13 protein-coding genes are annotated in these 13,845 nt (G+C 67.5%); 7 read left to right on the top strand and 6 right to left on the bottom strand.

What is annotated here, in order from left to right; all coding sequences use genetic code 11:
- Positions 1–13 precede the first annotated feature (13 nt).
- Positions 14–910: a LysR family transcriptional regulator gene (locus ACFU4Z_RS11790; protein ID WP_379062523.1), complete on the top strand. Its 897-nt coding sequence runs from the start codon at positions 14–16 to the stop codon at positions 908–910.
- Between the two features lie 60 nt (positions 911–970).
- On the opposite strand, the gene ACFU4Z_RS11785 is transcribed toward ACFU4Z_RS11790, so the two are convergent.
- Positions 971–2,536, bottom strand: a complete 1,566-nt coding sequence (locus tag ACFU4Z_RS11785; protein WP_379062521.1) for an AAA family ATPase — start codon at positions 2,534–2,536, stop codon at positions 971–973.
- A gap of 517 nt (positions 2,537–3,053) precedes the next feature.
- Complete coding sequence (leuA, locus tag ACFU4Z_RS11780) at positions 3,054–4,847, bottom strand: 2-isopropylmalate synthase (RefSeq protein WP_379061788.1); 1,794 nt, start codon at positions 4,845–4,847, stop codon at positions 3,054–3,056.
- Positions 4,848–5,118: 271 nt separating this feature from the next.
- Between leuA and ACFU4Z_RS11775 the strand changes: the two genes are divergently transcribed.
- From ACFU4Z_RS11775 to ACFU4Z_RS11755, 5 genes are all read left to right on the top strand, one after another.
- Positions 5,119–5,886 (top strand): sulfite exporter TauE/SafE family protein, encoded by a 768-nt coding sequence (locus ACFU4Z_RS11775; RefSeq protein ID WP_379061785.1) that lies wholly within the window; start codon positions 5,119–5,121, stop codon positions 5,884–5,886.
- A gap of 48 nt (positions 5,887–5,934) precedes the next feature.
- A complete protein-coding gene (locus ACFU4Z_RS11770; RefSeq protein WP_379061783.1) occupies positions 5,935–6,117 on the top strand; it encodes a DUF1272 domain-containing protein in 183 nt (60 codons plus the stop codon).
- 46 nt (positions 6,118–6,163) lie between these two features.
- Positions 6,164–7,741 carry an alpha/beta hydrolase gene (locus tag ACFU4Z_RS11765; RefSeq protein ID WP_379061781.1) on the top strand — a complete coding sequence of 526 codons (1,578 nt, stop codon included), beginning with the start codon at positions 6,164–6,166 and terminating at the stop codon, positions 7,739–7,741.
- A gap of 60 nt (positions 7,742–7,801) precedes the next feature.
- Entirely contained in the window at positions 7,802–9,421 is a 1,620-nt protein-coding gene (locus tag ACFU4Z_RS11760) for a GMC oxidoreductase (RefSeq protein ID WP_379062518.1), read from the top strand.
- Between the two features lie 120 nt (positions 9,422–9,541).
- Positions 9,542–10,387 (top strand): ion transporter, encoded by an 846-nt coding sequence (locus ACFU4Z_RS11755; RefSeq protein WP_379061779.1) that lies wholly within the window; start codon positions 9,542–9,544, stop codon positions 10,385–10,387.
- On the opposite strand, the gene ACFU4Z_RS11750 is transcribed toward ACFU4Z_RS11755, so the two are convergent.
- The 4 genes from ACFU4Z_RS11750 to ACFU4Z_RS11735 all read right to left on the bottom strand — a co-directional run bounded on the left by ACFU4Z_RS11750 (position 10,365) and on the right by ACFU4Z_RS11735 (position 13,203).
- Positions 10,365–11,576 (bottom strand): low temperature requirement protein A, encoded by a 1,212-nt coding sequence (locus ACFU4Z_RS11750; protein WP_379061777.1) that lies wholly within the window; start codon positions 11,574–11,576, stop codon positions 10,365–10,367. The genes ACFU4Z_RS11755 and ACFU4Z_RS11750 overlap by 23 nt on opposite strands.
- Positions 11,577–11,640: 64 nt before the next feature.
- Positions 11,641–12,099 (bottom strand): SRPBCC family protein, encoded by a 459-nt coding sequence (locus tag ACFU4Z_RS11745; RefSeq protein WP_379061775.1) that lies wholly within the window; start codon positions 12,097–12,099, stop codon positions 11,641–11,643.
- 282 nt (positions 12,100–12,381) lie between these two features.
- The gene (locus ACFU4Z_RS11740; protein WP_366528760.1) at positions 12,382–12,564 is read right to left on the bottom strand and encodes a DUF1918 domain-containing protein; all 183 of its coding nucleotides are present in this window, start codon (positions 12,562–12,564) and stop codon (positions 12,382–12,384) included.
- A 45-nt stretch (positions 12,565–12,609) separates the two neighbouring features.
- Complete coding sequence (locus ACFU4Z_RS11735; protein ID WP_379061773.1) at positions 12,610–13,203, bottom strand: TetR/AcrR family transcriptional regulator; 594 nt, start codon at positions 13,201–13,203, stop codon at positions 12,610–12,612.
- Positions 13,204–13,263: 60 nt separating this feature from the next.
- Between ACFU4Z_RS11735 and ACFU4Z_RS11730 the strand changes: the two genes are divergently transcribed.
- On the top strand, positions 13,264–13,842 hold the full coding sequence (locus ACFU4Z_RS11730; protein ID WP_379061771.1) for a dihydrofolate reductase family protein: 579 nt from the start codon (positions 13,264–13,266) through the stop codon (positions 13,840–13,842).
- The last annotated feature ends 3 nt before the right edge of the window (positions 13,843–13,845 follow it).

The following is a 13,845-nucleotide window of genomic DNA, read 5'->3' as shown; positions in this document are numbered from 1 at the left end:
GGCGGGGCCGCCCATGACCGTCGAACGCCTGCGGGTGTTGCGCGAATTCGCCGACCGCGGCACCATCGCGGCCGTCGCGACGGCGCTGTCGATGACACCGTCCGCGGTGTCGCAGCAGCTGAAGGTGCTGGCCAAGGAGGCGGGTGTCGCACTGCTCGAGCCCGACGGCCGCCGGGTGCGGCTCACCGACGCGGGGCAGGCCCTCGTGCTGCGCGCCGACGAGGTGCTCGCGGCCATGGACCGGGCCGTCGGCGAGATGGCGCACTATCGGGGCTCGCCGCGCGGGCGGGTCCGTGTGGCGCTGTTCCCGTCGGGCGCGGCACTACTGCTGCCGTACGTGCTGCCCGCGATGGCCGACAGCGGCGTCGAGGTCGTGGCCGGTGACGTAGACCTGCCGCCATCCGAGGTGCCGCGCCTGCTCGCGGACTACGACATCGTCCTCACTCATCGTGACGAGCGCGCCTCCTCGATCGCCGGTCCACGGGTCGCCACCAGGGTGCTCATGCGGGAACCCACCGATGTCGTTGTCGCACCGACACATCCGCTCGCCGGCCGCACCGAGGTGACCCCCGCCGAGCTCGCCGACGAGACCTGGCTGAGTGTGCGCGGCGGCTTCCCCGTCGACGACGTGCTCCGCTCGATCGCGACCATGACCGGTGTCCAGCCGCGCATCGCGCAGCGCCTCAACGACTTCCGGGTCATCGAGACGCTCGTCGCCGCGGACTACGCGGTGGCGCTGATGCCCCGCTTCGCGGTAGCCCACCCCGACCTCGCGGTGCTGCGTCTGTCCGGAGTCCGCGCCGCTCGCCTCTACGAACTGGCCACCCGCCCGCACGCCGAGCAGCGTCCCGCCATCGCCGCCGTGCTGGCGGCCTTCGAATCCGCGGCCCGGCGGGTGACTGCCGAATAGTGTCGGGATAAACAGCGCGGCCCGGCGCAAAAGCGCCGGGCCGCTGAGGTTTTCGAACTATTAGTGCCGTGCGGGCGGGCCGCCTCGGTACTGCTGTGCACCGATGTAGCCGAAATCGTCGGCCACCATGGCGGCAAGCTCCAGCAGTGCGCGCCGGGTCGGCTTGCTCACCAATTCCAGGTCGATTTCCGCGCCCTCGGCGAGATGGTCGTCGAAGGGCACCACCTGCACCGCGCGGGTACGGTCGAGGAACAGCTTGCGCAGCTGGTCGAGGTCGACCGTCGAGGCGCCGCGGCGCGACGCGTTCACCACGACGACGGTGCGCTCGACGAGCTTGCTGTACCCGTGGTGGTCCAGCCAGTCCAGCGTGGCCGATGCGCTGCGCGCGCCGTCGATGGCGGGCGAGGTGACAAGCACCAGCGAGCTGGCCATGTCCAGCACGCCTGCCATCGCCGAGTGCATCAGGCCGGTGCCGCAGTCGGTGAGGATGATGTTGTAGAACGACTGCAGAATGCTGATTGCTTGGCGGTAGTCGGCCTCGCTGAAGGCCTCCGAGACCGCCGGGTCCTGTTCGCTGGCAAGCACTTCCAGCCGGCTCGGCGCCTGTGACGTGTGCGCGCGGACATCCGAGTACCTGGTGATGTGCTGGTCTTCGAGCAGGTTGCGCACGGTGGAGCGGGTCTGGCGCGGCACCCGGTGGCCGAGCGTGCCGAGGTCGGGGTTGGCGTCGATCGCGATCACGCGATCACCGCGCAGCGTCGAGAACGTCGATCCGAGCCCGACCGTGGTCGTTGTCTTGCCGACGCCGCCCTTGAGCGAGAGGATCGCGATCCGGTAGTCACCGCGCACCGGCTGGTTCACCCGGTCCACGAGATCGCGATAGACCACGTCGGCCGCGGACTCGCCGGGATTGACCACACCGCCGGTGGCCTTGTGCATGGCCCTGCGCCAGCCGCTGCGCGGCGCCTTACGAGCGCGCTTGAGCAGGTTCAGGTCGTTGACCGAATGCCCGGGCTGTCCCGGCTGCGGCATGTGCTGCGGCTGGAAAGGCTGCTGCGGCTGATGCGGATTGTGTTCACCCTGCCAGCCGGGAGGCGGCACTTGGCCCATCGGGCCGGGCTGACCGAGGGGCGGCTGACCGAGCGGCGGCTGGCCCATGGGCGGCTGACCCATCGGCGGGCCGGGCTGCTGGTACATCTGCTGCTGCGGTGGCGCGGGCGGCTGCATCGGCGGGGGCGGCGGCGCCCAGCTGTAGATCGGCCCGCTGCTCTGATCGGCTTGCGGCTGATCCTGCGGCACCCGCCGGACGAGCCCGTCGGGACCGATCTCCTGCCGATACTCGCTGTAGTTCTGCTGTTCGGGCGCGGGTTGCACCGGATGGCTGCCGCTGTCGGTCGGACCGGCAGGCACACCGGGCTGGTAAGGGCCCGGCTGGTAGGGACCCGGCTGGTACGGACCCGGCTGATACGGCGCGGGCTGGTAGGACTCCGCGGGCGGAACCGGCTGCGGGAACTGGCCAGTGTTGTACGGCGCGAACGGTTCCTGCGCAATGGGCGGCGCGAATCCGTCGGGCGGACCGTAGGACTGCTGCGGCGCGGCCTGCGCGTACGGGGTGGTCTGGTCCATCGGACCCACACCGGGCGGGAAACCAGCGAACTGCGGCTCCGGTTCCTGCGGTGCGGGCGCGTCCGGTAGCTCGGTAGCAGGCGGGTCGGCCGAATCCGTCACGGATTCTTGCGCTTCGGCGTCGCCGGACGGCTCGGGCGCGACCTCGGCGGCCGGCGGTTCGCCCCCCTCGTCAGGTGCTGTGTGGTGCCCGTCGACCTCGGTGGTGACGTCGGCCGTGTCTACCGAATTACTCTGCAGCCAGGGCGGAGAAGTCGGGTTGTGGTCGTTTGTAGTCACAGTTCCCCCATCTGCTCGGGAATTCGAGCAGAGAGCTCGGCGCTTGAGTGCGAACCAACGCTAGCACGGGGTTCGGTGACCCGCCCCGCCGTGCTGACAGCAGACGCGCTATGCAGACACGCCGCTGATTGTGGCCCGATTGTCGGTCTCTGCCAACAGGATCGAGAGACGGACGCCCCGGTCGGCAACTATGTCGCGCACCAGGACGTCCGGCTCCTACCGTACTCGTCGACCGAGATCAGTGGGCCCGGTTCACGGCGGAGACCACGGCGCGCAGCGACGCGGTGGTGATCGACGTGGCGATACCGACGCCCCAGACCACCTTGTCGCCGATCGCGCATTCCACGTAAGCGGCGGCCTGCGCGTCATCGCCCGCGGACATCGCGTGCTCCGAATAATCCAGCACGCGCACGTCGTAACCGATGGTTGCCAGCGCGTCCACGAACGCGGCGAGCGGTCCGTTGCCGTTGCCGGTGATCTCCTGCTCGACGCCGTCGACCTTGACGATCGCGGAAATGGCATCGACGCCGCCATCGGTTTCCGACGCGGTCACCTTCTGCCGCATCCGCTCCAGCGGCAGGATCGGGCTCAGGTACTCCTCGGAGAAGACGTCCCACATCTCCTTCGGGGTGACCTCGCCGCCCTCGCCGTCGGTGATCTTCTGCACCGCCTGGGAGAACTCGATCTGCAGCCGTCGCGGCAGCACCAGGCCGTGATCGGTCTTCATGATGTAGGCGACGCCGCCCTTGCCCGACTGTGAGTTGACCCGGATGACGGCCTCGTAGGTGCGGCCGACGTCCTTCGGGTCGATCGGCAGGTACGGGACCTCCCAGACGATGTCGTCCACGTCGGAGTCGGCCGCGTCGGCCGTGGCCTTCATCGCGTCCAGGCCCTTGTTGATCGCGTCCTGGTGACTGCCGGAGAACGCGGTGTACACCAGGTCGCCGCCGTACGGGTGGCGCTCGTGCACCGGCAGCTGGTTGCAGTACTCGACGGTGCGACGGATCTCGTCGATGTCGGAGAAGTTGATCTGCGGGTCCACGCCGCGGGAGAACAGGTTCATCCCCAAGGTGACCAGGCAGACATTGCCGGTGCGCTCGCCGTTGCCGAACAGGCAGCCTTCGATGCGGTCCGCGCCGGCCTGGTAGCCCAGCTCGGCGGCGGCGACCGCGGTGCCGCGGTCATTGTGCGGGTGCAGCGACAGCACGATCGAGTCGCGGCGGGCCAGGTTGCGGCTCATCCACTCGATCGAGTCGGCGTAGACGTTCGGGGTCGTCATCTCGACGGTCGCGGGCAGGTTGATGATCATCGGCTTGGCCGGGGTCGGTGCGATGATCTCGGTGACCGCGTCGCAGACCTCCTTGGCGTAGGACAGCTCGGTTCCGGTGTAGGACTCGGGGCTGTACTCGTAGCGCCAGTTGGTGTCCGGGTACTGCTGCTCGATCTCCAGGCACAGCTTCGCGGCGTCGGTGGCGATCTTCTTCACCGCGGCCTGGTCCGCACGGAACACCACACGCCGCTGCAGGACCGAGGTCGAGTTGTAGAAGTGCACGATCACGTTCGCCGCGCCCGCGCACGCCTCGAAGGTGCGCTCGATCAGCTCGGCACGGCACTGGGTCAGCACCTGGATGGTGACGTCGTCGGGGATCGCGCCGTCTTCGATGATCTCGCGGACGAAGTCGAAGTCGGTCTGGCTCGCCGAGGGGAAGCCGACCTCGATCTCCTTGTAGCCCATCCGCACCAGCAGGTCGAACATGCGGCGCTTGCGCGCGGGGCTCATCGGGTCGATGAGGGCTTGGTTGCCGTCGCGCAGGTCGACGGCACACCAGCCGGGCGCGCGATCGATGATCTTGTCCGGCCAGGTGCGGTCGGGCACCGAGATCGGCTCGACCTCCTCGGCGAAGGGCCGGTACCGGAAGGCCGGCATCGAGGAGTTCTTCTGGGTGTTCCAGTCAGGCTGGTCGGCCGGGGCAGGCTTCGATGGGGGTGCGATGGTGCGCGTGCCGGATACGAAGACGTCAGCGGGGGACATACGGTTTCTCCGAGTGGGTGTGGTGGATCCCATATACAGGGTCGACCGGCGCGGCAGAACCCCGCGACGGGAGGCCGGTCCGATCAGACCCCGTCGCGGCGGCCGAGAAGAAGTGCCCGCTGCATGATGTCCGGAAGTTTACCGTGTCGCGATGTGGGCCCGAAAGCCCGGTCCTGTCCTCCGGTCATCCGATGTTGCCGATAGCGTTCCGACCGGGCATACACACGCTTGTACGGACTCGGTCCGACGGGACGTCGAAGGAACTGTTCATATGACTTGGCTGGAACAACTGGCCGTTTTCGGCGCGGGCATCGCGGCGGGCGGCATCAACACCATCGTGGGATCGGGCACGCTGATCACCTTCCCGGTGCTGCTGGCATTCGGATTGCCGCCGGTGACGGCAAACGTGTCGAACACGATCGGCCTGGTCCCCGGCGGAATCAGCGGCGCGATCGGGTATCGGCGCGAACTCGAAGGCCAGCGGGCCCGGCTGCTGCGGCTCGGCACTGCGTCGCTGCTGGGCGGCACCACCGGCGCGGTGCTGCTGCTGACGCTCCCCGCGTCGGCCTTCAAGGCGATCGTGCCGGTGCTGATCATCGCCGCGCTGGTGCTCGTCGTGGTGCAGCCGAGGCTGGCGCGCTGGGTGAAGCAGCGCAGGGAGGCCGACACCGGCCCGGAACCCGAACACGGCGGCCTGATCTTGTTCGTCGCCGTTTTCGCCGCGGGCGTTTACGGCGGCTACTTCGGCGCGGCCCAGGGTGTGCTGTTGATCGGGTTGCTCGGAGTGTTCGTGCACGAGGACATCCAGCGCCTCAACGGGGTCAAGAATGTGCTCGGACTACTGGTGAACGCCGTGTCCGCGGTGGTGTTCACGATGGTCGCCGATGTCGATTGGCGAGTGGTCGCGCTCATCGCGGTCGGCTCGATCATCGGCGGCCAGCTCGGTGCCAAGATGGGCAGGCGCTTGCCGCCGAACGTACTGCGTGGAGTGATAGTCGTCGTCGGGATCATCGCGGTCGTCCGGCTGTTGACGGCATAGGTCCGGACATATCGATTTACGGTGGGAAGTGACGACGGAGGTAGCGGCATGGCACTCGAGATGCGCACGGTGTGCGAGCGCTGCGATGTCGGCCTGACCGCAGACGGTCCGGCCCGAATCTGTTCGTACGAGTGCACGTTCTGTGAACCGTGCGGACGGGCCATGGACGGCGGGTGCCCGAACTGCGGCGGCGAGCTGGTGGCCAGGCCGAGGCGAGTGGTAACCGCCTGACCAAACCTCACAAAGGAGGACGACGCGGGCATGGCGTGGACAGAGGATGAGCGCTGTGGGTAAGTCGAGGATCGCCGCATTCTGTGTGCTGATCGCGCTGTTGCCCGCGTTGGGCGGCTGCGGTGCGTCGGCCGAGCGGGAGTCGAAGCAGCAGTCGAGAGCGGCCGAACTGGTCGCCCAAGCCGATGCCGCGCCGACGCCGCGCCTGGACTGGACGCCGTGTGCGCAGCCCGCATCGAGCAGATACCAGTGTGCTGTCGCGGCCGTTCCGCTCGACTACGCGCAACCGCACGGGGCGACCATCCCACTCGCGGTCCTCCGCCAGCCCGCAGGCGACCCGGCCGGTCGCATCGGCACGCTGTTCACCGCGGCCGGTGGACCGGGCGGATCGGGGTTCGACCAGGCAGCCCTAGGTGAACTCTTTCCCGGCGAGGTGAGCCGTCGATTCGACGTGATCATCTTCGATCAGCGTGGGGTCGGACGCAGCTCGCAGGTGCGCTGCTTCCCCGATTCTGAAGCGCAGCAACGGTTCTGGGCCAATTCCCCGCAGCCGCCCGGCAACGCCGAGCAGGAGCGTGCCGCCGAGCGCGGCAGTCGCGAGCTCGCGGCCGGTTGCGCGGCCCACAGCGCCGCGCTGCTGCCGCATCTCACCACCGTCGACGCCGCGCGCGACATCGACCTGTTGCGCCGCGCGGTCGGTGAGGCGAAGCTCACTTATGCGGGCGCCTCCTACGCGAGCTATCTCGGCGAGGTCTACGGCGCGCTGTTCGGGGACCGAGTCCGCGCATTGCAACTCGCCGCGATGATCGATCCGGACGCGTACACGAACAACACGGGCGCCGCGGTCGCCGACACCGCGATCGGCACCGAGGAAGTGTTCGCCGAGTTCGTCCGGTTGTGCACCCAGGCAGGCCAGCCGACGTGCGCGTTCGCCGGCGAGGATGCGCGGGCCCGCGATCGCGCGCTGCTGGACCGGTTGCGGCAGGGCCCGGTCGAGGTCGGGCGCGGCGAGACCGCGGTGCAGGTGCGCTACGACGAGGTCGTCCAGGCCCAGGCGATGTTGCTGTACGACTCGCGGCAGGGCTGGTCCGCGCTTGCCGGGCTGCTTGCCGAATTGGAGCGCGGCGCCGACGGCAACCCCGGCGTCGTGCGGGAAGTGCTTGCCGCGGAGCCCTTCTCGTTGAATTTCCTCGACTCCTTCACCGCGATCACTTGTGCGGACAGCAACTTTCCCGAACGACCGGACCAGTGGCCCGAGCTGGCGCGCGAATTCTCTGGCAACGCACCGACTTACGCCGCGTTCTGGCTGTATCTGCGGCAGCCGTGCGCCTCGTGGTCCGCGCCGCAGGGCGGCTATCGGCAGCGGTACACCGGCCCGTGGACGTTGCGCTCGGAGGTTCCTGCCCTGCTGTTCAACAATCGTTTCGACCCGGTGACTCCGCTGGCGTTCGCGAAGCGCGCCCAACAGGAACTCGGCAATGCGCGCCTGGTCGTCGTCGACGGCTACGGGCACCAGCCGGCCGGTGACTGCACCCGCCGGTTACGGGAGCGCTATCTGATCGACCTGGCACTCCCGGATCCCGCCGCCTCCTGCACGGCCGATCGGGCGCCGTTCGGCGGATGACGCGACGGCCGTCGCGGTGTAATCTGCGCTCGGCCATGCGTGATGAGGGAGGTGGCCTTGGTGCAGAGACGTGCCTTTTTCCGGGCGGCTGGTGCTGCTGCGTTGCTAGGTGCCGCAGGCACGGCGCTGAACACCGGGACCGCAGTGGCGGATCCGGTCTGGCACTCGTTGTTCCGCGCCTGGGTGCCGGAAGTCTTTGCGCCGCTTCCCGATCCGCCCGCGCACTCGCCCGCAATCGTGATCGGCTCCGGTTTCGGGGCTGCGGTCACCGCGTTGCGCCTAGCCGAAGCGGGCATCGCGAACACGGTGCTGGAGCGCGGCTCGCGCTGGCCGAACGATCCGTGGCGGGAGGTCTTCACCAGCGATGACCTGCCCGACGGCCGCGGCTTCTGGCATCGCAACACCTTCACCGGCGTCACCAAGGTGCCGGTGCAGTTCGCCCGATTCGGCGGCGTGCTCGACTGCACCGAGTACCCGGGCATCGATGTGTGGCGCGCGGCGGCCGTCGGCGGCGGTTCGGTGATCTTCACCGGCGCGATGGTCGCACCCGAACGCCGGTTCTTCGACCATGTCTTCGGTGGCACCGTCGACTACGGCGAGATGGACCGCGTCTACTACCCGCGGGTGCGAGAGATGTTGCGGCTCAGCCCGGTTCCCGCGGACCTGTACGGCGCGGCGCCCTTCACCCACTCCCGTTTCTGGGACGCCCAGGTGCGCAGGGCCGGCTACGAGCCGGTGCCCAACGACTCGATTTTCAACTGGGACATCCTGCGCGGCGAACTCGCGGGCGGCACCCGCCCATCGGCGATCGCGGCACGCAGCAACCTCGGCAACTCCAACGGCGCGAAGTTCGACCTCAATCAGAACTACCTGCGGTACGCGCAGGGCACCGGCAAGTCCGCGGTGTTCCCCGGCCACCGTGTCGACGCCATCGCGCAGGAGTCGGGCGGCCGGTATTCGGTCATCGTCGCCAAACTCGCGCCGACCGGCGAAGTGCTCAGCACCCGCACCCTCACCTGTGATCGGCTGTTCCTCGGCGCAGGCTCCATCGGCACCTCGGAACTGCTGGTTCGGGCTCAGGCCACCGGGACACTGCCGAATCTCAACGAACACATCGGCGACGGCTGGGGCAACAACGGCGACGTTGTGCTCGCCCGTGGCGCGAGCGAACTGGCGGGTCTTGGTCAGGCGGTGCCGAGCGTGAGCAGGATCTTCGATGAATCGGCGGTGCCGCTGACCCTCGAAAATTGGTACGTCCCCGGCATTCCGTTCGAGACCGGCGCGCTGGCCTCGCTCGGCATGGTGCTCGATCCGACGCGGGCTCGATTCGGTTACGACCGGGCGAGCAACCGCGTCGGGCTGTCCTGGCCGACTCGGAATCGGGACGAGACGGCGGCCGCTGCCCGCGCGGTCGACCAGCGCATCGCCGAACGATCCAATGCGCTGGTCCAATTCGGCGCCCTCGGGTACGACGCGAACGCGAATTTCACCGCCCACCCGCTGGGCGGCGCGGTGCTCGGCATGGCCACCGACCGCAACGGCAGGGTGCACGGCCACCCTGGCCTGTACGTGATGGACGGCGCCGCCATTCCCGGCAGCACCGGAACGGTCAACCCGTCGCTCACCATCGCCGCGCTGGCCGAGCGCAATATCGAAGCGATCGTGCGCGCCGGGAAATAGCGCTGCCATCGGCGGGTCCGCACCGAGAAGGTGATCAAGCCGTTGCACGTGTGGGAAGTGCGCTCGGCGGATGCCGATTACTCTCGGCCGGGATCGTTCGGCGTCGAAGGGATTCCTCACGTGGCAGCTCCGACCACCGTCTCGAGTATGGACGAAGCGCCGGAGCCGGACGACTTCTTCCGCAAGCCGCCCGCCCTGTGGAGCGACCTGGTGATGCTGGCGCTTGCCATCGTCTCCGTGGTGCTGGTCGCCTGGGTCACCTTTTTCCCGGTCGCGGCGCACACCTACCGGGTGATCGTGGTGATCGACTACTCGGTCTGCGCGATCTTCGCCGCGGAGTTCCTCTGGCGCTGGCGCCGGGCGGGCTGGCCGTGGACCTACCCGTTCATCTATTGGTACGAGGTGCTGGGCATGATCCCGGTGACCAGCCCGTTCTTCCGCGGGTTCCGGTTGCTGCGGATCGTGGTGATCGCGGTCCGCGTCGGTCGCGTGGCGGACCGGGCGCTCGGCGACCGGGTGACCGCGGCGGTGGTGAACCGGTTCGTGAAGACCATCGTCGACGTCATCAAACGGCCGATGACCATCGCGGTCCTCGACGAGGTCGCGCATGTGCTGCGTTCGGGTCACTACACCCGCAATATCGCGGCGGCGTTGGAAGAGAACCGCGTCGAAATGGACGAGATGATCCTCGAGCTCATCAAGAAGGACCCGCAGGCCGGGCGGGTCCGCTACATCCCGTTCCACGACGACATCATCCGGCTGATCGCGGACACCACATTCCGCATTCTGTTCCAGGTGCTGGAGGATCCGCGGACCGACGAGCTGGTCTCGGACATGCTGCGCGAGAACATCGACCAGATCCGCACAGCCGTGCACCACGGTGTGCGCGTCGAGCCGTCCGCCTACGGCCCGTCACACCCCGAGGCGTCGGTGCACCATCACCTCAGTCGTGTACCGCGTGCCTGATCTCGTGGCGCGGCTGTGCGTACCTGGCTGTCTCCCAGAGGATCAGCGCGACGAGCACCGCGCACAGGATCGACAGTGACGCGAGCGCGGGCAATACGGCCGCCAGTGGGATCAGTGCCAGCAGCGCCACCGCGACCACCACACGCACGATCGTGACCTTGCCCGTCGCATAGTGCTTGAACCCGACCAGCGCGAGCAGATACAGCACCACGCCGCCGTACAGGCAGAACAGCGGGACTCCGTACAACGCGTCCTTCAGCGTGTGGTGCGATGCGTCGCCCACGTAGTAGAGGACCTTCTTCAAACCGAGCGACAACGCGATGATTCCCACGATCATCGGGAAATGCCAGAACGTGTAGCAATTCCGGGCGATCTTGATCTGGCGTTCGCCCTCGGCCTCGGCGAGCGCGTGTTCCACCGACAGCGCGGCGACATCGAAATATGCCCACCACAGCAGCCCCGAGATCCCGAGGCCGAGTAGGGCGCCGACCGCGATCGGCCACGAGATGGGCAGCCCGGCCACACCGATACCGATGGAGACGATCGATTCGCCGAGCGCCACGATGATGATCAGCCCGTACCGCTCGGAGAAATGACTGGCCGAATTCACTCGCCAGTCTTCACCTGCCAGGAAGGTCCACAGCATGTCGCCCGCGATCGCGGCGATCCACAGCCCGATCTGCGGTGCTCCCTCGGTCGTCGCGGCGATCACCAACAGGGTGGTGCCGATCGTGATCGAACCAGCCCCCCATTTCATGGCCTGCTTGCGCAATTGCGGATCTTCCGCGCTGGCCAACCAGAACATGGCCAGGTGCACCAGCCGTACGACCAGGTACGCGATCGCGAAAACCAGCGGGCCGTACCAGCCGCCCGACAGATCGCGGAACGCCTCCGGAATGGTGAGCGCCGCCAGGAACACCCCGCCCATGGCGACGAACATCGCCACCCGGGTGATGCCCTCGTCGGCGCGCAAGACGTTGCCGAGCCAGGAGTAGGCGATCCAGACCCACCACATCACCCCGAGTACCAGCATCGCGCGCAGCAGGTTCTTCGCGCTGGTCTCCCCGGCGGCCAGGTCGGTCACCATGGTGAAGGCGAAGACGAGAACGAGGTCGAAGAACAACTCGAGCTGAGTTACCGAATCACCTTCGGAAACCTGGCGCAGCCGAATCCTTTTGGAACCGATCATGATGCACATGTTCGCACCTCTGTGCGACAGGTGCGCGCCGGAACCGCTGCCGCTGGGCTACTCGCTATCCGGCCTCGATCGTTTCGGTCTCCGCAAATCGCTCGGCGAAATCGATGAAGTTCGCCACCACCTCCTCGTTCGAACGCCGCAGCGTTCGACTGACAAGGAGCCCGGGAACCGGGATGGGCAGGTACAGCTCGACGTGATACCAGACGTCGGTGCCGTCCTTGCCGTCGGAGATCTCGAACCAGCCCCCGCCCTTCACACCGCGCGTGCTGTCGGTGACCACCCACTCGGACCGGCTGTCGGTCCAGTCGTATTCCAGGACCTGCAGATCCGAGCCGCCGATCAATTCCGCCTTGACGAACACCCGTCGCGGCCGACCCTCGTCATCCCGGGAAGCGACCCGTGCGTCGAGGAAGGAGTTCGACCATTCGGGGAGCTGTTCGACCGCGGCCAGAGCATCCATCACCTGATCGGGGTCGGCATCGACGACGAATCGGATATCGGTTTTTGTGCGCATCCATACCTCCGCCCCCGCCCATTTACATCGGCGATTGTGCCCAGCGACACATACCGTCGTCAACTGTGTGGTCAGTGGCTAGGACCACCTCGGGCGGCCCGCGGTATCGGGCATCACGCCGATGTCGACCGATTGCGAACGGGGCGAACGGATTCCGAATGTGCAGTGCCGCCGAACGGCGAACTCGCCGGTCCAGCCGACTTGTCATCGGGAGGATCGGTGCGTGGGGTGGCGGGGCATGGCCCGATCGCTATCCGGCCAGGCCGCGGGTCTTCGGGCCTGCTACTTCGACTCGATCACCGCGTCCGGTCCTGGGTAGACGAGCGACTCGTGCCCATCGGTGAAACGCACCAGGTAGGGCGGTCCGCCTTCGGGTCCGCGGACTTCGATGATCTCGCCATGGCGGTCGCCTTGGCCCACAACATGCCCGTGTACCAGTAGTTGATCTCCAACATTCGCCATCATTGCTCCATTATCGAATGCAAGTGATGCGCGTCACAAGCTCCGGGGTCAGTCCCCGCCCCCGATGATCCGTTCGACCGCGGCCTCGATCAGTTCGTGGCTCTGTTCCTCGGTGAAGATGTCGGGCAGCGTGAGCCGGTCCACGATCAGCCAGTTCAGTGCCAGATAGAGCAGCAGCACCGATTTCTCGTCGCCGGGCAACCCGGAGTCGAGGTGGTTGCGCACGTTGAGGTCGATGTCCGCGCGCACCCGCTCGGTGAGCACGGTGCGCAGTTCCGGCCGCCTGGTGGCCTCCAGTCGAAGCTCGAGCAGGGCCAGGTAGCCGGTGCGGAACGCCTCGATGCGGGAAACAACCTCCCGCATCAGTTCGGTGATGTTCGCGCGGGTCTTCGGCCCCTCGGTCAGCTTGGCCATGGTCGCCTCGCTCGGCTGTAGCCGCTCGTAGAACCGGCTGCCGACCTGGGTCAGCAAGTCGTCGCGGTTGGCGAAGTAATTCGATGCCGTCCCGGCGGGGACGCCCGCTTCCTTGTCCACCGCGCGGAAGGTCAGCCCGCGTGCGCCTTCCTTCGCGAGCACCTCGATGGCCGCATCGATCAACGCTTGCCGCCGTTCCGGGTTGGTCCGCACTTGACACCACTCCATCTGTAGTACTACATTCGCAATCTACTTCAGGCAGAGTACAACGGATGAGGCGGTTTGGATATGCGAAAACTGGTCTACTTCGTCGGGATGTCCCTCGACGGCTACATCGCGGGCCCGAATGGTGAGCTCGATCTCTACCCACTGCCGGAAGACATGGTGAGCTGGATTCGCACCGAATATCCCGAGACCCTGCCCACCCATGCGCGCCCGCATCTGGGTTTGGCCGTGGATGAACCCAATCGCACGTTCGACACCCTGGTGATGGGTCGCGGCACCTACGAGCCCGGCCTTGCCATCGGTGTGACCAGCCCGTACGCCCACATGCGGCAGTACGTGGTGTCGAGCACGCTGGGCCGGATCGACGACCCGGCGGTGGAACTGGTCGAGAGCGACCCGATCGGCCTGGTCCGTGCGCTGAAGCAAGAGGACGGCATGGACATCTGGCTCGCGGGCGGCGGGAAATTCGCGGCCGCCGTGCTCGACGAGATCGACGAGCTCGTCATCAAGAGCTATCCGGTGGTGGCGGGTACCGGCACACCCGCCTTCGCGGGTGAGTTCCGTCCGACGCTGTTCACTCCGACGCAGCGTCGCACGGTCAGCACCAATGGGACTCAGGTGACGTGGTTGCGCCGGGCCTGATCG

This window comes from Nocardia sp. NPDC057440 (assembly GCF_042802915.1).
In the GTDB taxonomy this organism is placed as follows: Bacteria; Actinomycetota; Actinomycetes; order Mycobacteriales; family Mycobacteriaceae; genus Nocardia.
Note: the sequence above shows the minus strand (reverse complement) of the source record. Positions and strands in the feature narration are given on the sequence as shown.